Origin of the sequence: Actinospica sp., assembly GCF_035552695.1 — a bacterium.
GTDB lineage: Bacteria > Actinomycetota > Actinomycetes > Streptomycetales > Catenulisporaceae > Actinospica.
Genome location: NZ_DASZKT010000029.1, coordinates 26,066 through 46,405, shown reverse-complemented (window position 1 = coordinate 46,405; position 20,340 = coordinate 26,066). Strand labels below are relative to the sequence as shown.

Below are 20,340 nucleotides of genomic sequence, written 5' to 3'. Positions count from 1 at the left end.
CCGCACGTGTCGCGCGGCGGCATCCGGCACGTCGCACACGCCGCTCGGCGCGCCGCTTCCGGCCCGTCGCGTCCGCCGCGAAACGCCGAGCGAGCCCGGGCTGCGGGGGATCGGCCGCGGTCCTAACTACATTTCCTGTCATGGTCACGGGCACGGAGCGGGGATCGGTACGGCGCTGGCGCCACCTCGGCGTATTCCTTGGCGTCAGCGTGCTCGCCGGGGTGCTGCTCGCCGGCTTCCTGCTGCCGCTGGTCGGCTCCTCCGGCCTGATCGTCAAGGCCGCGTCCGACCACTTCGAGGACCTGCCGAGCGCGTTCCAGACCCCCTCCCTGCCGCAGCACACGCAGATCCTGGCCGCGGACGGCTCGACGATCGCGCAGACCTGGGGCGACTACGGCAACCGGGTCGTCGTTCCGATGAGCCAGATCAGCCCGAACATGCCCAACGCGCTGATCGCGATCGAGGACTCGCGCTACTACCAGCACGGCGGCATCGACCTGACCGGCACCGTGCGCGCGTTCTTCAACGACGCGAACGGCGGCGGTACGCAGGGCGGCTCGACGATCGCGCAGCAGTACGTGAAGAACGTGCTGCTGCTCGACGCGGGCACGAACCGGGAGCTCCAGCAGCAGGCCGTCGCCGACACGATCGCCCGCAAGGTCACCGAGCTGCGCTACGCCGTCTCCGTCGAGCGCGCGATGAGCAAGGAGCAGATCCTCGAGAACTACCTGAACCTCGTCTACTTCGGCAACGGCACGTACGGGGTCCAGGCGGCGGCGCAGCGGTACTTCTCCACGACCGCCGCCAAACTGACCGCGCCTCAGGCCGCGCTGCTCGCCGCGATCGTCAACAGCCCGGCGTACTACGACCCGTTCACCCACCCGCAGAACGCGCTGGCCCGCCGCAACCTCGTGCTGCAGAAGATGACCGACCCCGAGCTGCACTATCTGACGGCCACGCAGGCGGCCGCGGCCGAGCAGGCCCCGCTCGGCCTCGCCCCGACCACGCAGAGCAGCGGCTGCATCGCGGCCAGCACGTCCGCGGAGTTCTACTGCAACTTCGTCTACACGACGTTCCTCAACGACCCGGAGTTCGGCGCGACGCCCGCCGAGCGCCAGGCGCTGTGGCAGCAGGGCGGCCTGAAGATCAGTACGACGATGGACCCGGTCGCGCAGAACTCCGCGGCGACCGCCGTCTCGCAGCACACGTACTCCACCGACAAGGTCGCCTCGGCGATCGTGATGATCGAGCCCGGCACCGGCCGCATCAAGGCGATGGCCCAGTCGAGGCCGATGGGCAACGGCCGCGGCCAGACCTTCGTCAACCTCTCGGCCGATCCGCGGCACAACGGCACCCTCGGCTACCAGGCGGGATCCTCCTTCAAGATCTTCACCGGCCTCGCGGCGCTGAACAAGGGCTTCGATCCCAGCCTGCCGGTCAACGCCGTATCGCCGCTCACCCTCGGCGGAACGCGCCTGACCACCTGCTCCAACGGCCAGACCTCGATCGCGTGGCCGGGCAGCTACCAGCCCACGAACGACGACAAGAACTCGTACCTCGTGCCGATGGACCAGGCGTTCTGGTACTCCGTCAACACGTACTTCCTGACGCTGGAGACGCAGACCGGCCTGTGCGCCCCCGCGCAACTCGCCGAGGCGATGGGCGTCACCCAGGACAACGACCTAGGCCAAGGCAAGCCGCTGGACCAATTCGCGTCGTTCACCCTCGGCACCAACCAGATCACCCCGGTCGCGATGGCCGCCGCATACGCGACGGTCGCCGCGCAGGGCGTCTACTGCGTTCCGTACGTGATCACGGGCGCGGCGGCCATCACCGGCAAGCAGTACCCGGGCCAGAAGCAGCAGTGCAAGCAGGTCCTCGACGGCAACACGGCGAATGAGCTCACGTCGATGCTCAAGGGCGTTCTCACGCAGCAGGGGGCCACGGCGGACGGCCTCGGCCTGGCGGGCCGGGATTCGGCGGGCAAGACGGGTACGACGGACAGTTCGGTGGCGACGTGGTTCGACGGCTACACGCCCCAGCTCGCGGCGGCCGTCTGGACCGGCTTCGTCGACTCCGGCGGCGGTAAGGGCGAGGTCATGGCCAACATGAGCGTGGGCGGACAGTACTACTCCGGCCAGATCTTCGGCGCCACGATCTCCGCCCCCATCTGGCAGCAGGCCATGAACGGCGCCCTGGCGAACCAGCCGGCCCTCACGTTCAACGCCCCGACCGGCTTCCCGGCCGACCAGCCGACCACCGGCTCCCCGATCGTCGGCCCCTCGCCCACGGCCCTGGGCAAGGGCCGTACGCCGATCAGCGTCCTGCCGGGGACGAGAAAGGCGCCGGGCGCTCCGAAGAAAATGAAGGGCAAACACTAGACCCGTCGTCATAGCCTTGAGCGATGATCGAGGCGTCGTGGGCCGAGAAACTCCTGCGGGACGTCATACCCGGGGCCGTCGTCACTGGGCTGGCGCCGCGGACCGGCGGTCAGTTGAGCGCCGTCTACGAAGTGCGCTGCGATGATCCCGCGCATTCCGTGATCTTCAAGGTCTACGCGGACGAGTGGGCCTGGAAGCAGGCCAAGGAAATCCACGTCTATCGGCTGCTCGCGAGCCACACCGCGCTGCCGGTGCCGTCCGTTCTGCATCACGCGGCGGGCGCGATCTCGCCCTGCGGTCGCGCGGTCACGATCCTGAGCCCGCTGGAGGGCCAGCCGCTCTCCGAAGCATCAGCGGATATGGACGACGCGGCGTCGATTCCGGCGATGTACCGCGAGATGGGCGCCGCGCTGTCTGCGATTCATCAGATCGGCCAGGAGGCGTACGGCTATCTGACCACGAGCATCCTCGATCCGCTGCCGGACAACGGGTCGTACATGCGTCACCAGTTCGCGAAGAAGCTCAAGGAGTTCGACGACCTCGGCGGCGACCGGCGTTTGCGTGACGCGGTCGCCCGGCGGATCGAGCAGGACGGTGGCTTGTTCGACAACTGCAAGGCCGCGGTGCTCTGCCACAACGACCTGCACGAGGGCAACGTGCTGGTGGACCATCGCCCGAGCGGTTGGCAGGTCAGCGGGCTGATCGACGTGGAGAACGCGATCGCCGCCGACCCGCTGATCGATCTGGCCAAGACCGACTACTACTCCCTCGGCCGCGCCGAACCGGAGCGCGCGGCGTTGCTCGAAGGCTACGGGCCGCTTCCCGACGACAGCGCCGAACGCCTCGATCTCTACCGGCTCTACCACGCCCTCGAACTGTGGGACTGGTTCCGCTCGATCGGCACGACCGAGCCCTTGGCGAGTATCGCCGAGGACATCGCCCGACTGGCCGACTAGTAGTACTGGAACTCTCAGTACTGGAACTCCGCACCACCGGACCGCCGGACTGCCGGACCGCCGGACTGCCGTGCTACCGGCCTTCCGCGCCACTCTGGTTCTCGCGCTCGATGAACAATGCGGCCGTCTTGCGCGCGGAATCCTCGGAGAACGTCAGCTCCAGACTCTCGGCCGAGTCGGCCGCGGCGATCTCGGCGCGGGTGAAGAGATCCTCTTCGTAGGCAGAGAGCGCTTTCTCCACGTCGCCGGGGTTGTCGGCGATCGCGAGGGCGAGTTGGGAGGCGTCGTGCATGGCGAGGTTGGCGCCCTCACCTGCGAACGGCGACATCACGTGCGCGGCGTCGCCCAGCAGCGTCACCCCGGGAGAGCGCTTCCAGGTGATGCCGACGGGCAGCGCGTGGATGGGGCGAGGCGTGATCCGGCCGTCGGCGTTGGCGACGAGTCCGCGCAGTTGCGGTGCCCAGCCGTCGAGCAGGCGCAGCGTCGCGGTCTTCGACGCCTCGACATCGGTGAAGTCGATCGTGTCGAGCCAGCCCTCGTCGGCGCGGTGGGCCAGGTAGCAGTGCAGGCTGCCGTCCGTCTCACGGTGGCCGAGGATGCCGGTCTCGCCGCCGAGCGCGAAGAACATCCCGCCGCCGACCACGGCGGCCTCCTCGGGGTGACATTCGTCCGCGTCGAAGAGGTCTACTTCCAGGAACGAGATGCCGGTGTACTCCGGCCACGCGTCCGTCACCAGCTTGCGCACCTTCGACCAGGCGCCGTCCGCGCCGATGAGCAGGTCGGTGGTGAAGGTCTCGCCGCCGGCGAGCGTGACCTCGTGGCGCCCGGGAGCCTCGTCGAGCGCGCGGACGGAGGCGAGCGCGCAGCCCCAGCGGACCATGCCGTCCGGCAGCGAGTCGAGCAGCAGGTCACGCAGCTGGCCGCGGTCGACCTCGGGGCGCTCGAAAGACCCGTCGTCGAAGTCCTCGTACAGCACCGTCGCGTGCTGGTCGAGAATGCGCGACGACTCGCCGCCCGCGTGGATGATCTTGACGAAGTCCTCGAACAGGCCGGCGGCTCGCAGCGCCCGCTGTCCGGAATCCTCGTGGATGTCGAGCATGCCGCCTTGCGTGCGTGTGCCTCGGCTCGCCTCGAGCTCGAAGACCGCGGCGTCGACGCCGCGGACGTGCAGGACGCGCGCGGCGGTCAGCCCGCCGAGCCCGGCTCCGATGATCGCAATGGGGTAGTGCGGGTGATGCGGTGTGTCCGTCGCCATGTCGGTCACTCCAAACTCCTCTCGGGACGTCCGTCATCACCACCATAACGAACATGTTCGTTCCGAACAAGTTTGTGACGAATGCGTTCGAGAGCAGAGTGCTCGCTCAGGACTCGATGGGCGTGTGCAGGATTCCGTCGAGGAGTACCCGGACGGTCCACGTGCGGCGCAGGTGCGGCGGGCCGGACAGCAAAAGGGGGACTCCGAGGGCGGCGACGTGCGGAGCGGTGGCGGGCGAGGCGTCGTCCAGCGCGGCGGCGAGCGAATTCCACTCCGGACCGGTGCCGGGCACGTCGTTGGTCTTGCCCGCGTGCTCGACCGCATGCGCCGTGGCCATCAGCAGCAGGATGTCCACGCCCCAGGCCGCCTGCGCGTCCGGGACCTCGCCTTCCTTCAGTAGCGCGAGCAGGGCCTCGAGGAGGTTCACGTAGTTCGGGCCCGAGGGACGCGCGACGAGCGCCGAGCGGGCCAGGCCCGGATTCTCGCGAAGCACGCGACCGTAGGAACCGAGGACGGTGTCTATCCGATCGCGCCAGTCACCGGAGGCCCTGGCCGGGGCGAGGTCGACCTCGCCCAGCAGTTCCTCGAGGATGGCCGCGTGCAGCTCGGCGGTGTTGGCCAGGTACACGTACAGCGAGGCCGGGCCGGTGTCCAGCTCCGTCGCCAACCGCCGCATCGTGACACGCTCGAGCCCCTCAGCGCGCATGATCCGCACGGCTGTCGAGATGATTGCTCCGCGGCTGAGCGCCGGCTTTGCCGGACGCTCCCTACGGCTGACCGGTTCACGACGTGCAGGCATGCCGCCGAATCTACCGAACGTGTTCGTAACGAACAACCTCTCGAGCTACGACGAGCGGTCCCCGGCCACCGCCCCGTTCAGATCGGCGCACGGGATGAAGCCCGCGTCGAGGGCGGCGAGTTCGGTGGTCTCCGACCGGCTCTGCAGGAACGTGAGGAAGTGCGAGACCTGCGACGAGGGGTTGCTCGCGGTGTAGAAGAGCACCTCGGGCACGGCGAACTCGTAGCTGCCGTTGAGCACGTCCGTGCGGTCCGGCAGGGCGCCGCCGACAGCCAGAACACTGAGATACGGGTACGAGATACGGTACTGCGAGATCGCGTCGAGCTCCGCGAAGCCGATGGCGATGGCGTTCGGGTCGGCGTTGACGTAGGTGAGCATCTCCTCTGTCGTGCCGACCGTGCACAGGCCCGACGCGGTGGCCGCGGCATCGTCGCCCGTGACCGTCGAGGACGTCGAGCCGCAGTGCTCGGCGCTGTTGAGCAGCGAGGAGCCGAGTCCGAGCCAGGAGTCGAATTCGGAAGCCCGCCACCAGGCGCCTGCGCAGCCTGGAGCGCTTGGGCAGGATCCTCCCGGACTTCAACCGCCCACGGACCAGCACCTTCTCCTCGACCGAGTGCGAAGCCCCGGACAGGAACACGGCAAGCTGGAAGGGCTGTCCGCGGTCGAGCACCGCGCCGTTCGGGATGACGATCCGCTTCGCGTCCTCGTCGATCCCGACCGTGCCGGGTTTGAACATGCCACGCAGTTCGTTGAGATCCGCGAGGGCGGCGCGACCCTCCGGTGAAAACTGAGCGAACCTCAGACGGCCGCGCCGGACCCGCCTTTCACACCATCGGCATCGCCTCGGCGGCCGGCGGCTTTCCGCGGTCCCGCAGCTTCGGGTAGATCAGCGCGCTGACGATCAAAATCCACACGCCCGTCGCGATCAGGCCGAAGAAGAACAGCGGACCGAGCAGCGAGACCACACCGATGACGACGGTGAGCCAGCCGAGCCAGGTCGGGAAGGCCTTGCTGACCAGGAACGCGACGCCGAACGCGAGTTGCATGGTGGCGAGGCCGCCGATGAACAGCCCCACGATCAGATCGCTGTTCAACACGTTGAGCGCCTGCGCGGCGCCACCGGAGAGCTTCGTCGGCACGTCGGCCAGGGTGAACGACAGGCCGGCGGACATGGCGCCGCCGACGGCGAACACGACGGCGCCGGCCAGCGCGATGACCGCGAACGGCCGTGCCGCCCGGGAGGCGCTCAGGTGCTCGCGCAGCAGGCCGAAGAAGAACAGGCCGGCCGGGACCGCGATCGCGCCCATGATCGCGGAGGTCTTCACTCTGCCGCTGTGCGCGGCGTAGTAGTTGATGATTGAAGCGTTGGACGCGTTATGGTCCGGCATGGACCAGTTCAGGCCGGCGGACACAGCCACCAGCGCGACGAAGACGACGCCGAGCAGCGGAGTCAGCCAGGCGCGCGGGTCGGGCCGGTTGTGGTCGAGTTCCGGATGGGCCTCGGGATCGTACACCTTCTTGCGATGGGGAGCATGCGAAAAGACCATCGTCCACCTCCACGTGACGGGTCAAGGTCACGGCGAACGGAGGTTGGAGCGGCGATGCGTACTGCCCGGTCGCGTCGTCCCGGCAAGATCCGCGCGTCGCGCGGTTCTAGCCGAATGGTAACCCCGAAACGGGGCAAACGCGCCGCGAATGGCAGCTAATGCGCCGTGAAGGACAGCAGCGCAAGATCAGCGGCGATCGCGGCGGCGGCTTCGCGCAGTACCGGCAGCACGGACGCGCGCGCCTCGGCCGCGCTCGTCCGCGCGGCGTGCATCGAGACGTTGACGGCGGCGACCGCCGCGCCGGACGGGTCGCGCACCGGAACGGCCATCGACCGCAGGCCCTCTTCGAGCTCCTGGTCCACCAGCGCGTAACCGTCTTTCGCCACGCCCTCGAGGATGCGGAGCAGCGCGGCCGGATCGGTGACGGTGTGCCGGGTCAGTGCTCTGATGCGCGCCGACTCGAGGAATCGCGCGCGCCGCGCGGGGGAGTGGTCCGCCAGCAGGACGCGGCCCATCGAGGTCGCGAAGGCCGGGAAACGCGTGCCTATCAAGATGTCCACGCTCATGATCCGGCCTGCCGCCGCCCGCGCCACGTAGCGCACGTCGTCGCCGTCCAGCACGGCCATCGACGCCGACTCGTGCACGGTCCGGGCGACCTGCTCCAGGTGCGGCAGCGCCAACTGGCCGAGCGTCAGCTGGCTGAGTCGCGCGTATCCGAGTTCGAGCACGCGTGGCAGGATCCTGAATCGGTTGCCGTCCGTCGCGACGTAGCCCTGCCGCACGGAGGTCAGCAGCGAACGACGCGCGGTGGCCCGCGGCAGTCCGGTCGCCGCGGCCGCCTCGGACAGCGTCAGACCGCGCGTTCCGCCCTCGCCGAGGACCGACAGCACACTCAGTCCGCGGGCGAGCGACTGCAGATACTCGGGACCGAGCTGCTCCTTCGCCGCCGCGGTCGGATCGGCGGCGAACGCGGCAGGATCCGGATAAAGGTCCGGATCCGCGGCGGAACCGGAATCGGCGGCCGGATCAGCACCCGGATCCTCCGGCGCCGCGAGCGAGACCGACTCGGCCAGCCGCATGCTCATCGCCTTCGCCGTCTTCAGCAGCGTGGGCAGCGCCGACTCGCGCAGCGACGCGACGGTCTGCCGGCTCGTGTGGCTGACCACGCTCAGCGCTCCCGCCACGTCCCCGGCCGCGTCGTACACCGGAACCGCCAGCGCGATCAGACCCTTCTCAATGAGCTGATCGTCCTCCGCGCAGCCGACTCTCGCCGCCCGGGCGATCCGCTGCCGGAACGAGGCCACCGACTCCTTCTCCGGCCGATGCGTGGGCAGCGCCGGGAAACCCTCGTAGCCAGGGTCCTGATCCAGCCGCGCCTGCCACGCCGCGAACTGCGCGTCGCCCCAGGCGTGCGCGAAGATCGCCCCCGGCGCGCAGCGTTCGGCGGGCAGCGCGTCGCCCACCCGGAACGACACGGAGAGCGCCCTGCGGCGCTTGATCTGCAGGATGAAGCGCACCGATTCCCGGTCGGGCACCGCGAGCGAGACCGACTCGTCCAGCTGCGCCGACAGCTCCTCGGCCAGCGGCGCCAGCAGCCCGGGCAGCCCGCATCCGCGCAGGTAGGCGTTGCCGGGCCGGGCCGCGGCGGGCGCCAGCACCAGGTCGCGGCCGTCGCCCTCGGCGCGCAGGTAGCCGAGCTCGGCGAGCGTCGCCGCCACCCGGTCCACCGTCGAACGTGCCAGGCCCGTGCCCTTGGTCAGCTCGCTCGGCCGCAGCCGGCCGCCCGGCGCCGCGGCGAGCGCGCGCAGCACCGCGAAACCGCGTTCCAGCGGCCCGACGCTCTCGTCCGGGTGCGGTGTCTGCGTCATGCCGGCCTTCCTGCCACGTTCCTTCGCGACTCGAACTCTAGCCGCCGCGCCTCGCTCGGGCCGTTGACAAGCGGCGGCGCGGACAGCAGACTCGCCCTAGGAGTGAAATATAGTTCATCTGGCGAACAAGCGCGAGGTTCCATGGACAAGGCGGTGGCCACGGCGGCCGACGCGGTGGCGGACATCGGGGACGGCGCGTCCCTGGCGGTCGGCGGATTCGGCCTGAGCGGCGTCCCGAACGTGCTCATCGAGGCGCTGTTCGAGCGGGGCGCTGAGGATCTGAGCGTCGTGTCGAACAACTGCGGCGTGGACGGCGGCGGCCTCGGCATCCTGCTCGGCGCCGGGCGGATCGTCCGCGTCACCGGCAGCTACGTCGGGGAGAACAAGGAGTTCGCGCGACGCTACCTGTCGGGTGAACTCGAACTCGAACTGACCCCGCAGGGCACCCTCGCCGAGCGGCTGCGCGCCGGCGGTGCCGGGATTCCCGCCTTCTTCACCCCGGCCGGCGTCGGCACCCAGGTCGCCGAGGGCGGCCTGCCCTGGCGTTACGCCCCGGACGGCAGCGTGCTGGTCGCCTCGCCCAAGAAGGAGGTGCGCGAATTCGACGGCGTCGAGTACGTGCTCGAACGCGGCATCCGCACCGACTTCGCCCTCGTCCGCGCGTGGAAGGGCGACCGCGACGGCAACCTCGTATTCCGCAAGGCCTCGCGCAACTTCAACCCGCTCGCCGCGATGGCCGGACGCGTCACCATCGCCGAGGTGGAAGAACTCGTCGAACCCGGCGAACTCGAGCCGGATTCGGTGCACCTGCCCGGCATCTTCGTGCAGCGGGTGCTCGCGCTGACCCCGGAGCAGGCCGCCGACAAGGGCATCGAGAAGCGGACCATAAGCGTCCGCCCGACCCCGGCACACGAGATTCCCATGGACGAGGAAGTGTGCGCCTGATGGCCTGGACTCGTGAGCAGATGGCCGCGCGCGCGGCCGCCGAGCTGCCGGACGGCGCGTACGTCAACCTCGGCATCGGCCTGCCGACCCTGATCCCGAACCACCTGCCGGCGGGCGTGGACGTGACGCTGCACTCGGAGAACGGCATCCTCGGCGTCGGACCGTACCCGTACCCGGAGGACCTCGACGCCGACCTGATCAACGCGGGCAAGGAGACCGTCACCGTACTGCCCGGCTCGGCCTTCTTCGACTCCTCGCTGTCCTTCGGCATGATCCGCGGCGGCCACGTGGATGTCGCCATGCTCGGCGCGATGCAGGTCTCGGAGACCGGGGACCTGGCCAACTGGGCCGTGCCCGGCAAGATGATCAAGGGTATGGGCGGCGCGATGGACCTGGTGCACGGCGCCCGGCGCGTCATCGTCCTGATGGAGCACGTCACCAAGAACGGCGATGCCAAGATCCTCCCCGAGTGCACGCTTCCGCTGACCGGACGCCGCTGCGTGCACCGGATCATCACCGACCTCGGGGTGCTCGACGTGACCCCGAACGGCTTGCGGCTGGTGGAGACCGCGCCCGGGGTCGACGAGGCGGAGCTGCGCAAGAGGACGGCCGCTCCGATACTGGCGCCGAGCATCGAAGGGAACTGAGCAACGATGGTCACCCAGCAGGAGATCGACAAGGAGATCGCCGAATACGCCGGCCAGACCGCGCCGGGCGGCCACCCGCCGCGGTACTGGCCTCCGTACCGCAGCAGCATCCTGCGAAGCCCGAAGCAGCCGCTGGCGCTCGTCGCCGATCCGGACGCGATCGAGTTGTGGACGCCCGTATTCGGCACCGGCGACGTCACCGAGCTCGACGCGGACCTGACGCGGCAGCACAGCGGCGAGCCGATCGGCGAGCGGATGACGGTCTCCGGCCGCGTCACCGACCGCGCCGGGCGTCCCGTGCGCAACCAGCTCGTCGAGATCTGGCAGGCCAACGCCGCCGGCCGCTACGTGCACCGCCGCGAGCAGCACCCCGCGCCGCTGGACCCGAACTTCACCGGCGCCGGCCGGACGCTGACCGACGACGACGGCGAATACCTGTTCACGACGATCAAGCCCGGTCCGTACCCGTGGGGCAACCACGTCAACGCCTGGCGGCCCGCGCACATCCACTTCTCGCTGTTCGGGAACGCGTTCACGCAGCGGCTGGTCACCCAGATGTACTTCCCGGGCGACCCGCTGTTCGCCTACGACCCGATCTTCCAGTCGGTCACCGACCCGGCCGCGCAGCAGCGTCTGATCGCCGTGTACGAGCACGAACGCTCGGTGTCCGAGTTCTCCCTCGGCTACCGCTTCGACCTCGTGCTCGACGGCCCGTCCGCCACCTACTTCGAGGAGGAGTCGCAGTGAGCCCGACGGATGAATTGAAGCTCGAGCCCACGCCCTCGCAGACGGTCGGCCCCTTCTTCGGCTACGCGCTGCCGTTCCCCGGCGGCCCCGACGTGGCCCCGGCCGGGCACCCGGACACGATCACCGTGCACGGATACGTCTACGACGGCGAGGGGCGCCCGATCCCCGACGCGATCCTCGACTTCTGGCAGGCCGGGCCGGACGGCTCGCGCGCGGGAAGTCCCGGCTCGCTGCGGGTGGACGCGGCCAACGGCGAACTGCTGGGCCGGGACGGCGTGCGCTTCACCGGCTTCGGCCGAGCGGCCACGACCGGCGACGGCCACTGGGCGCTGCACACGCTGCCCCCGGCGGCCGACACGCCGTACATCGCGGTCGGCGTCTTCGCCCGCGGGTTGTTGCATCACCTTTACACTCGTATCTATCTTCCGGGCACGCCGGACGACGCGCTGCTCAGCAGCCTGACACCGGAGCGCCGCGGCACGCTGCGCGCCCGGCAGGACGGACGCGCGTACCGCTTCGACGTCAGGCTCCAAGGGGAGGAGCCGGAGGAGACGGTGTTCCTTGACTTCGCCTGAGCGCGCCGCCTCGGCGCTCGACCTGGGCCTGCTCGCCCCCGGACGTGCCGGGAGCCGTGTGGAGGCCGAGACGGGCGACGGCGCGTACCTCCAAAGCCTGCTCGACGCGGAGGCGGCGCTCGCGCGGGCGCAGGCGACGGCCGGCGTCGTGCCGAGGCGGGCGGCCGAGGCGATCACGTCGGCGGCGCTCGCGAACGACTTCGACCTGCGGCAGATCGCCCTCGACGCACGCGCCGGCGGAAACCCGGTGATCCCGCTGGTCGCGGCGCTGCGCGAGGCCCTGCCCGAGGAGGTCGCCGCCTCCGTCCACCGCGGCGCCACCAGCCAGGACATCATCGACACCGCGACGATGCTGGTGGCGGACCGGGCGCGCATCGTCATCCTCGGCGATCTCGACCGGGTCGCCTCCGCGCTCGCCGACCTCGCTGAGCGGCATCGCGGCACCCCGATGGCCGGCCGAACCCTGACGCAGCACGCCGTGCCCACCACCTTCGGCCTCAAGGCGGCGGGCTGGCGCAGCCTCGCCCTGGACGCGCACGACCGGCTCGCCGCGCTCTCCTTCCCCGCGCAGCTCGGCGGTGCCGCGGGAACGTTGGCCGCGCTGGTCCCGTCCGAGGACCCCGCCGCCGTGTTTCCACTCATCGAGTCCTTCGCCGCCGAAACGGGACTCGACGTTCCGGCCCTTCCCTGGCATGTCCTGCGCACGCCGATCGCGGAGCTCGGCGGGGCGCTCGCGCTGGCCGCGGGCGCGCTCGGCAAGTTCGCCGCGGACGTGCTCGTGCTCGGGCGCACCGAGATCGCTGAGATCAGCCAGCGGAACGGCGGCGCGGGCGGCTCGTCCGCGATGCCGCACAAGGCGAACCCGGTGAACGCCACGCTCATCGCCGCGGCCGCGCGGCAGACTCCCGCGCTGGCCGGCGTGCTGTACGCGTCGATGGTCGCCGAGGACGAGCGGCCCGCCGGCGCGTGGCACGCCGAGTGGGAGACGCTGCGGCAGATGCTCCGGCAGGTCGGCACCGCGGCGGAACTCGCGGCCGAGCTGGCTGAAGGCCTCGACGCGCGGCCGGCGAGACTGGCCGAGAACTTGGCCGCGAGCGGCGGCCTCATCGTCTCTGAAGGGCTCGCCGGCGCCCTCGAGCCGCTCCTCGGCCGCGCCGGGGCGCGCAAGGTGCTCACCGCGGCTTCCAAGGCGGCCGGGGCCGAGGGCAGCTCGCTGACCGAGACCCTCATCGACGAGCCCGAGATCAGGGCGCTCGTCGACGCGGACCGGCTCAGCCCGGACGAACTGGCCGACCTGCTCGATCCGGCACGGTATCTCGGCGCCGCACCGGACCTCGTCGACCGCGCCCTCCGGCGCGTCCCCCGCAAGACCAAGTAAGGGCCCTTCCTATGTCCTCCCTCAATTACTCGATCGACGGCCCCGCGTCGCCCCGCCCGCCGCTGTTCCTCGGCGCCTCGATCGGCACGACCGGCGCGCTGTGGGACGCCGTCGTGCCCACGCTCGCCCGGGACCGCGCCGTCGTGCGCTGGAACCTCCCCGGCCACGGCGGCAGCCCGGCCGGCCTCGTGCCCGGCGACGGCTCGGCCACGGTCGCCGACTTCGCAGCACTCGTACTCGCCCTCGCGGACAGCCTCGGCATCGGCGCGTTCGACTACGCGGGCGACTCGTTCGGCGGCGCGATCGGCACATACCTCGCGGCGCACCACCCCGACCGGGTCGCGTCGCTGGCGATCTGCTGCTCGTCCGCGCACTTCGGCGACCCGGCAAACTGGCGGGCCCGCGCGGAGAAGGTCCGGTCGGAAGGCACCCGGGCGATGACCGAACTCGCCGACACCGCCCCCGACCGCTGGTTCCCCGCCGACTCACCGGCCCGCACGTCGCCCGCCACGGCCGCACTGATCGCCACGCACCGGGCCGTCGATCCCCGCGGCTACGCAGCCTGCTGCGACGCCATCGCAGCCCTTGATCTCACGCCCGCTCTGGCGGACATCACCGCCCCCACGCTCGTCATCGCGGGACGCGGTGACCCCGCCACCCCGCCCGCGCACGCCCGCGAACTCGCCGACGGCATCGCGGGCAGCGGCCTCATCGAGCTTCCGGGCGTCGGCCACCTCGCCCCGTACGAGGCTCCGGACGCGGTCGCCGCCGCCCTGCTCACGCACTTCTCGGGCTCGCGCTACGCCGCCGGAATGGCCGTACGCCGCGAAGTCCTCGGCGACGCGCACGTGGATCGCGCCATCGCCAGGACGACGCCGTTCACCCAGCCCTTCCAAGACCTGATCACGCGCTACGCATGGGGCGAGATCTGGACGCGCCCCGGCCTCGACCGGCGCACCCGCAGCTGCGTCACGCTGACCGCACTCGTCGCGCACGGCCACCTCGAGGAACTCGCGATGCACGTCCGCGCCGCACGTACCAATGGCCTGACACCCGACGAGATCGGCGAAGTGCTGCTGCAGACCGCGATCTACTGCGGCGTACCCGCCGCGAACGCGGCCTTCGCCGTCGCGCAGCGCGTCCTCGACGAGACGGCCGCCGCCGCGGCCCAGGAAACGAGAGAGATACCGTGAACGCACCGAAGCGCACCACCGTCGGCATAGTCGGCGCGGGCCCCGCCGGGCTGCTGCTGGCGCGCCTGCTGCACCAGGCGGGCGTCGACTGCGTCGTCCTCGAGACGCGCGACCGGCCGTACGTCGAGCAGCGCCAGCGCGCCGGCGTGCTCGAGCAGTCCACGGTGGACGTGCTGCGCGCCAGCGGGGCGGGGGAGCGGCTGGAACGCGAGGGCCTGCCGCACGACGGCATCGAACTCAGCTGGAGCGGCCGCCGGCACCGCATCGACTTCCCGAAGCTCACCGGCGGCAAGCGCGTGTGGGTCTACGCCCAGACCGAGGTCGTCAAGGACCTGATCAAGCTGCAGCTGGCCGACGGCGCGCCGCTGCTGTTCCAGGCGACCGCGACCGGCGTCACCGGCGCGGACACCGCGAGCCCGACGATCCACTACACGTACGAGGGCGAAGATCGAACCCTGACGTGCGACTACGTGGTCGGCTGCGACGGCTACCACGGCGTCGCCCGCCAGGCGATCCCGGAAAGCGCGCTCACCACGTACGAGCGGGTGTATCCGTTCTCCTGGTTCGGCATCCTCGCCGACGTCCCGCCGTCCAGCGACGAGCTGATCTACGCCCACTCGCCGCGCGGCTTCGCCCTGCTCAGCATGCGTTCGCACACGGTCAGCCGACTGTACCTGCAGGTCCCGAACGGCACCGACCCCAATGCGTGGACCGACGAGCAGATCTGGGACGAACTCGACGCCAGGTTCGCCGTCGATGCCGACTGGAAGCTCCAGCGCGGCCCCATCACCCAGCGCGCGGTCCTGCCGCTCCGCAGCAGCGTCACCGAGCCGATGCGCTGGGGCCGAGTCCTCCTCGCCGGCGACGCCGCCCACATCGTCCCCCCGACCGGTGCCAAGGGCCTCAACCTCGCCGCCGCCGACGTCACCGTCCTCGCCCGCGCCTTCATCGAACTCCACACCACCGGCGACGACTCTGCCCTCGCCGCCTACTCCGACACCTGCCTCCGCCGCGTCTGGCGCGCCGAGCACTTCTCCTACTTCATGACCTCGACCCTGCACTCCGACCCCGACCAGACCGCCTTCGACGCCCGCCTCCAGCTCTCCCAACTCGACCGCATCGCATCCTCCCCCCACGCCGCCGCCGAACTGGCCGAGAACTACGTCGGCGTGGCGCTCTAGGGCAGTTTCGGCGGCTTGCGGTCGATCAGCTCACCGCGTTTCGCGGCTGGAGTTCGCGATGACGGTGGCAGTATGAGCGCTCTCAGCGGTTCGCTCGCGGGAAGCTCGTCGACCGAGACCTCCTCGTGGAGGACGCGGTAGACGACCTCCGCCATCGAACTACCGCCAGACCATGGCGGCGTCCCGTGAAGGCACTCATAGAGAACGATCCCAGAGCGAAGACATCCGACGCGATGCCTGAGCGCACGCCGGAGAATTGCTCCGGAGCCACTCCGCGGAAGCCGGTGACGAGGAACGCTCCGCCGCGCGAATATCTGAGCCGATCGCCGATCCGCTCCGCCAGGTCTTCGCCAGGTCTTCGCGGCCGAGTACGGGTATCGCCGTGTCGGTGATCGGAAGCGGCTGGTGGATGTACCGGAAGTCTCCGCGCAGTGGAATGCTCAGCACCCATCCCCCTCACCATCGCTACCGCCCGCGAACCCATACTGGCATAGCGCATCGCGATAATCACCGCGCGTGAGAGATCCCATAGCAGCTCGCGGATCGGCGGTCGGACACGTGTCGTCGGGTCCGGCCGCACCGGCTACGGCTGTGTATCGAACTCGCTAGATAAAGTTAAAGTTCTGTCTCTTCCTCGGCAGGGTCTTGGCAAGAGGGTGTCGGCGGCCCTAGCTTCACCCCTGCCCACTGGACCGAGGGAGGGGTTACCCGCATGATCAGAACTCGTGCTCGTTGCGCGTGGGGAGGGCTCGTCGCGGCGACGGCGTTGGTTGCCGGCGGCTTCGTGGCGGCTCCGGCGGCGATGGCGGCCACTGCGACTGCCAATGCCAAGGCGGCTGGTGCCGCGGCTGCGGCCACGCCCAGGACCGTCATCGCCGACACGGCCTCGCACAATCCGCTGCTCAGCTACGTGCTGCCGCGTGAGCAGGACCCCCAGCCCGACTCGACCGCGCTTTCGGCGCTGTGCCAGTCGTACGCGGGTGATACGCACGTGTACAACTCGATCGCGCCGAATGTGGACGCGATCAATGGCGACACAGTCGTCAACGTCGGTAGCCAGACCGGGTGTTACTCGGCGCAGAACGAGACGACCGTCGCGGTCAATCCGCAGAACCCCCGGAACCTGGTGGCCGGATCGAACGACTACCGGGTCTTCAACTCGCGGGAGGGCCGCAACGACTCGTCGGGCTGGGCGTACACGTCGTTCGACGGCGGGAGGACGTGGAAGAACGTTGAGCTGCCCGGCCTGACGTACCAGACCGGCGCGACCGGCGCCCTGTCCGATATGGACTCGGCGGGCGACCCGGTGCTCGCTTTCGGGCCGCACAACACCGTCTACTACACCAACATCGTCTTCTCGCGGCTCAATGCGGGCTCGGGCATCGCCGTCTCGGTCTCGCACGACGGCGGGTTGACGTGGGGTGCGCCGAGCGTCGTGCAGCTCGACGGCGTGCTGCCGGACGGAACCGCGACGCCGACGAACTACTTCAACGACAAGAACTGGATCTCCGTCGATCCGCGCACCGGCAAGGTGTACGTGACCTGGACTCGCTTCACGTACGACTCGGCGGGCAACTATGTCGAGTCGCCGATCGTCGTGAAGACCTCTGACAACCAGGGCCGCAGCTGGTCGGACGCCTACCGCATCTCCCCGACGACGACGAACTTCTCCGGCGGCCTGACGGCGTTCGCGCAGGGTTCGAACCCGCAGGTCACCGCCGACGGCACCGTGTACGTGGCCTACGAAGGCACCGTCTGCGCCACGCTGGCCTGCAACGGCGCGAGCGACCACGACGCGACCGTCATCGCGTACTCCCGCGACCACGGCAAGACGTGGACGAACGAGCAGGTCGGGCAGAACTACGACTTCCCGTACAACCCGGACGTCGCCAATGACACGCTGACCGGCGAGAACTTCCGGATCAACTCGTATCCGCAGCTCACGGTGGACCCGCTGACCCAGCACCTCTACGTCACCTGGGCCGACGACCGCAACGGGCAGTACGACTCCACCGGGGCGTCGGTGAAGACCGACGGCACCGCGTTCATCGCAGGGTCCGCCGACGGCCGGAACTGGAGCCCGGTGGCGGCCGCGGAGCCCGGCGGCGACGTGGTCTTCCCGGCGGTCGCCGCGTTCGGCGGGAAGGTCGCCGTCACCTACTACACGCGCTCCTACGACCCGTCGGGCATCGACCTCGACTACGCCTACACGACGATCGGCTGGAACGGCCGGACCTCGTCGCAGCACCGCATCACCACGCAGTCGGCGAACCCGCAGGTCCAGTTCGTCGGCACCGGCCTGGTCAGCGGGACCGTGCTGCAGGGCGAGTTCATCGGCGACTACTCGGCGGCCGTCATCGGCTGGGACGGCATGCTGCACCCGGTGTGGACCGACTTCCGCGGCCACCCGGGCGTCGACACGCCGCATCAGACCGTGGACACGCAGGCGATCCCGATCTGGTAGCGACCCCGATCTGGTAACGGCGACGCGCCGACGTCGCATTGATCTCGGACGACGCGTCCCCCGACTGCTCGCTACGCCTCGATCGCGGCTTGAAGCTTGCGCATCGAGGCGAGCCAGTGGTCGGGGGACGCGGCGCGTGCGGCGTAGTACTCGGCGACCTCGGGGTGCGGCAGGATCAGGAAGCGACTGTCCTCGAGGGCCGACATGACGGTGTCGGCCACGTCTTCCGGGGAGATCGCGGAGGGGGCGAGCAGCACTTCGCCCGCCTTGCCGGTGGACGCCATCATCGCCGTGCGCACGCCCTGCGGGCACAGCGCCTGGACCGTGATGCCCTTGTCGCCGTACGTCGCGCTCAGCCACTCCGCGAAGGCCAGCGCGCCGTGCTTGGTGACCGAGTACGCGGGGGCGCTGAGCATCGTCAGCAGGCCCGCGGCCGAGACCGTCGCCAGGAAGTGGCCGCGGCCACGCTCGAGCCAGCCGGGGAGCAGGGCGCGCGCGGCCCGGACGTGAGCCAGCACGTTGACGTTCCAGGCGAGCTCCCAGCCCGCCTCGTCCTCCAGCGACGGCGCGCCGCCGACGCCCGCGTTGGCGCAGAACAGGTCGATGGCGCCGAGATGGCCGGCGGCGACGGACACGAGGGCCTCGACTCCCTCGGCCGACGCGGCGTCGCCGGGGACCGCGAACGCGCCGATCTCCGCCGCGACGACGGAGACCTTGTCCGCGTCGAGGTCGTTGACGACCACCCGCGCGCCCGCCGCCGCGAACCGCCGCGCCATCGCCGCGCCGATGCCCGCACCGGCGCCCGTGACCACCACGCCCGCGCCGTTCAGATCCAGCCCCATCCGGTCCTCCTCGACCATCCGCCGTTGCTCGGCCGCCGCCCGGGTCATTGACAGGCCGGGGCCGCGGTTGCATTCTAGGCGAGATCCTAAGCGATCGCTTAGTGCTCGTGGAAGCGGGCGCGCGAAGCGGCGCGGGAACTTACACAGCGAACGGAGCGATGGTGCGCGACCTGCACGGAAAGACCGCGTTGATCACCGGGGCGAGCCGGGGTATCGGGCTGGCGATCGCCCGCCGGCTCGTTGACGAGGGGGCCCGGGTGTGCGTCACGGCGCGGCGCACCGAGGCGCTGGTCGAGGCGGTGGAGGCGCTCGGCGGCACGGAGCACGCGATCGCCGTGGCGGGCCGGGCGGACGACCCGGAGCACCAGGCGAAGGCCGTCGCGTGCACGCTGGAGGCCTTCGGCTCGCTGGACATCCTCGTCAACAACGCCGGGATCAACCCGGTCTACGGCCGGATGATCGACCTCGACCCGGTCGCCTTCCGCAAGGTGTTCGAGGTCAATGTGATCTCGGCGCTGGCCTGGGTGCGCGAGGCGCACAAGGCGTGGATGGGCGAGCACGGCGGCGCGGTGGTCAACGTGGCGTCGGTGGCCGGGCTCGGGCCCGCCTCGATGATCGGGGCCTACGGCGCCAGCAAGGCCGCGCTGATGCAGTTGACCGTGCAGCTCGCCGAGGAGCTCAGCCCGCGGATCCGGGTGAACGCGGTCGCCCCGGCGATCGTCAAGACCGACTTCGCGGCCGCGCTCTACGAGGGCCGCGAGGAGAAGGTGGCCGCCGGCTATCCGCTCGGCCGGCTCGGCGTGCCGGACGACATCGCCGGGGCGGTGGCCTTCCTGGCCTCGCAGGACGCCGGCTGGGTCACCGGGCAGACCCTCGTGCTGGACGGCGGGCTGCTGCTCAAGTCAGGAGTCTGAGGTATGCGGCGCGGCCATGCGCAGCGCGAGGTCGGCGTACAGCTTGCCGAGCTCCTCGGGCGGCTGGCGGCTGTTCGACGGGTACCAGCGGGCCACGTCCGTGACCATCGAAAGCAGCGCGAGGGTCGTCCCGTCCACGTTCGGCACGTCGAAGACCCCGGCCCGCACGCCCTCGTGCAGGATGCCGCGCACCAGCGCGGTGATCTCGCGGCGCAGCGCGGAGACCTCCTCGTAGTGCTCCGGCGAGAGGCACGGCAGGTCGTACTCGACGACCCGCGCGGTGGTGTGGTGCCTGGCCTGCCACGTGGTCTGCGCCTCGATCACCGCGTGCAGCCGCGCCGCCGGACCGCCGTCGCCGACCTCCTGCACGGCGAGCACCGCGTTGTGCAGCGTCCGCTGGTGGCCCACCAGGGTGATCCGGTAGAACAGATCCTCCTTGGAGGCGAAGTGCACGTACACGCCGGCCGGGCTCAGTCCCGCGCGGTCGGCGATGTCCCGGGTCGAGGTGCCGTGGTAGCCGCGCGCGGCGAAGGCGTCCACGGCCGCGACCAGCAGCCGGCGGGCGCTGGCCGGGCCCAGGTGGCCCGTCCCGTCGTCCCACATCTCGGCCAGGCCGCGGGCCTGTGCCTCGTCGAGTCGCGCGGTGCT

General features: G+C 70.5%; 19 protein-coding genes. 12 read left to right on the top strand and 7 right to left on the bottom strand.

Annotation, left to right across the window (positions count from 1 at the left end; translation table 11 throughout):
* The first annotated feature begins 140 nt into the window (after positions 1-140).
* Positions 141-2,381 carry a transglycosylase domain-containing protein gene (locus VG296_RS04850; RefSeq protein ID WP_325563476.1) on the top strand — a complete coding sequence of 747 codons (2,241 nt, stop codon included), beginning with the start codon at positions 141-143 and terminating at the stop codon, positions 2,379-2,381.
* Positions 2,382-2,404: 23 nt separating this feature from the next.
* Entirely contained in the window at positions 2,405-3,337 is a 933-nt protein-coding gene (locus VG296_RS04845; protein ID WP_325563474.1) for an aminoglycoside phosphotransferase family protein, read from the top strand.
* 73 nt (positions 3,338-3,410) lie between these two features.
* Here VG296_RS04845 and VG296_RS04840 read toward each other — a convergent pair whose 3' ends face one another.
* The 3 genes from VG296_RS04840 to VG296_RS04830 all read right to left on the bottom strand — a co-directional run bounded on the left by VG296_RS04840 (position 3,411) and on the right by VG296_RS04830 (position 5,769).
* Positions 3,411-4,592, bottom strand: coding sequence for an NAD(P)/FAD-dependent oxidoreductase (locus tag VG296_RS04840; protein WP_325563675.1), 1,182 nt, complete (start codon positions 4,590-4,592; stop codon positions 3,411-3,413).
* 106 nt (positions 4,593-4,698) lie between these two features.
* Positions 4,699-5,391 (bottom strand): TetR/AcrR family transcriptional regulator, encoded by a 693-nt coding sequence (locus VG296_RS04835; protein ID WP_325563472.1) that lies wholly within the window; start codon positions 5,389-5,391, stop codon positions 4,699-4,701.
* A gap of 45 nt (positions 5,392-5,436) precedes the next feature.
* Positions 5,437-5,769: a hypothetical protein gene (locus VG296_RS04830; RefSeq protein ID WP_325563470.1), complete on the bottom strand. Its 333-nt coding sequence runs from the start codon at positions 5,767-5,769 to the stop codon at positions 5,437-5,439.
* Between the two features lie 10 nt (positions 5,770-5,779).
* Between VG296_RS04830 and VG296_RS04825 the strand changes: the two genes are divergently transcribed.
* Positions 5,780-6,175, top strand: a complete 396-nt coding sequence (locus VG296_RS04825) for a hypothetical protein (protein ID WP_325563468.1) — start codon at positions 5,780-5,782, stop codon at positions 6,173-6,175.
* A 40-nt stretch (positions 6,176-6,215) separates the two neighbouring features.
* On the opposite strand, the gene VG296_RS04820 is transcribed toward VG296_RS04825, so the two are convergent.
* Together VG296_RS04820 and VG296_RS04815 are read right to left on the bottom strand one after the other, a co-directional pair.
* A complete protein-coding gene (locus VG296_RS04820; protein WP_325563466.1) occupies positions 6,216-6,938 on the bottom strand; it encodes a hypothetical protein in 723 nt (240 codons plus the stop codon).
* A gap of 155 nt (positions 6,939-7,093) precedes the next feature.
* Positions 7,094-8,806 carry an IclR family transcriptional regulator domain-containing protein gene (locus VG296_RS04815; protein WP_325563464.1) on the bottom strand — a complete coding sequence of 571 codons (1,713 nt, stop codon included), beginning with the start codon at positions 8,804-8,806 and terminating at the stop codon, positions 7,094-7,096.
* Between the two features lie 141 nt (positions 8,807-8,947).
* Here VG296_RS04815 and VG296_RS04810 point away from each other — a divergent pair, with 141 nt between their 5' ends.
* From VG296_RS04810 to VG296_RS04775, 8 genes are all read left to right on the top strand, one after another.
* A complete protein-coding gene (locus VG296_RS04810) occupies positions 8,948-9,751 on the top strand; it encodes a CoA transferase subunit A (RefSeq protein WP_325563462.1) in 804 nt (267 codons plus the stop codon).
* The gene (locus VG296_RS04805) at positions 9,751-10,398 is read left to right on the top strand and encodes a CoA transferase subunit B (protein WP_325563460.1); all 648 of its coding nucleotides are present in this window, start codon (positions 9,751-9,753) and stop codon (positions 10,396-10,398) included. The genes VG296_RS04810 and VG296_RS04805 overlap by 1 nt, the downstream gene beginning before the upstream one ends.
* Before the next feature lie 6 nt (positions 10,399-10,404).
* A complete protein-coding gene (gene pcaH, locus VG296_RS04800) occupies positions 10,405-11,145 on the top strand; it encodes a protocatechuate 3,4-dioxygenase subunit beta (protein WP_325563458.1) in 741 nt (246 codons plus the stop codon).
* The gene (gene pcaG, locus VG296_RS04795; RefSeq protein ID WP_325563456.1) at positions 11,142-11,720 is read left to right on the top strand and encodes a protocatechuate 3,4-dioxygenase subunit alpha; all 579 of its coding nucleotides are present in this window, start codon (positions 11,142-11,144) and stop codon (positions 11,718-11,720) included. The genes pcaH and pcaG overlap by 4 nt, the downstream gene beginning before the upstream one ends.
* Entirely contained in the window at positions 11,707-13,098 is a 1,392-nt protein-coding gene (gene pcaB, locus VG296_RS04790) for a 3-carboxy-cis,cis-muconate cycloisomerase (protein WP_325563454.1), read from the top strand. Before pcaG ends, pcaB begins: the two co-directional genes overlap by 14 nt.
* Before the next feature lie 11 nt (positions 13,099-13,109).
* Positions 13,110-14,291 carry a 4-carboxymuconolactone decarboxylase gene (gene pcaC / locus VG296_RS04785; RefSeq protein WP_325563452.1) on the top strand — a complete coding sequence of 394 codons (1,182 nt, stop codon included), beginning with the start codon at positions 13,110-13,112 and terminating at the stop codon, positions 14,289-14,291.
* Positions 14,288-15,472 (top strand): 4-hydroxybenzoate 3-monooxygenase, encoded by a 1,185-nt coding sequence (locus VG296_RS04780; RefSeq protein ID WP_325563451.1) that lies wholly within the window; start codon positions 14,288-14,290, stop codon positions 15,470-15,472. The genes pcaC and VG296_RS04780 overlap by 4 nt, the downstream gene beginning before the upstream one ends.
* Positions 15,473-16,184: 712 nt before the next feature.
* A complete protein-coding gene (locus VG296_RS04775; RefSeq protein ID WP_325563449.1) occupies positions 16,185-17,936 on the top strand; it encodes a sialidase family protein in 1,752 nt (583 codons plus the stop codon).
* A gap of 71 nt (positions 17,937-18,007) precedes the next feature.
* Here VG296_RS04775 and VG296_RS04770 read toward each other — a convergent pair whose 3' ends face one another.
* Entirely contained in the window at positions 18,008-18,778 is a 771-nt protein-coding gene (locus VG296_RS04770) for an SDR family oxidoreductase (RefSeq protein ID WP_325563447.1), read from the bottom strand.
* A 158-nt stretch (positions 18,779-18,936) separates the two neighbouring features.
* Here VG296_RS04770 and VG296_RS04765 point away from each other — a divergent pair, with 158 nt between their 5' ends.
* Positions 18,937-19,692: an SDR family oxidoreductase gene (locus tag VG296_RS04765; protein WP_325563445.1), complete on the top strand. Its 756-nt coding sequence runs from the start codon at positions 18,937-18,939 to the stop codon at positions 19,690-19,692.
* Here VG296_RS04765 and VG296_RS04760 read toward each other — a convergent pair.
* Entirely contained in the window at positions 19,681-20,295 is a 615-nt protein-coding gene (locus VG296_RS04760; protein ID WP_349259463.1) for a TetR/AcrR family transcriptional regulator, read from the bottom strand. The two genes, VG296_RS04765 and VG296_RS04760, sit on opposite strands and share 12 nt — an antisense overlap.
* Positions 20,296-20,340 lie beyond the last annotated feature (45 nt).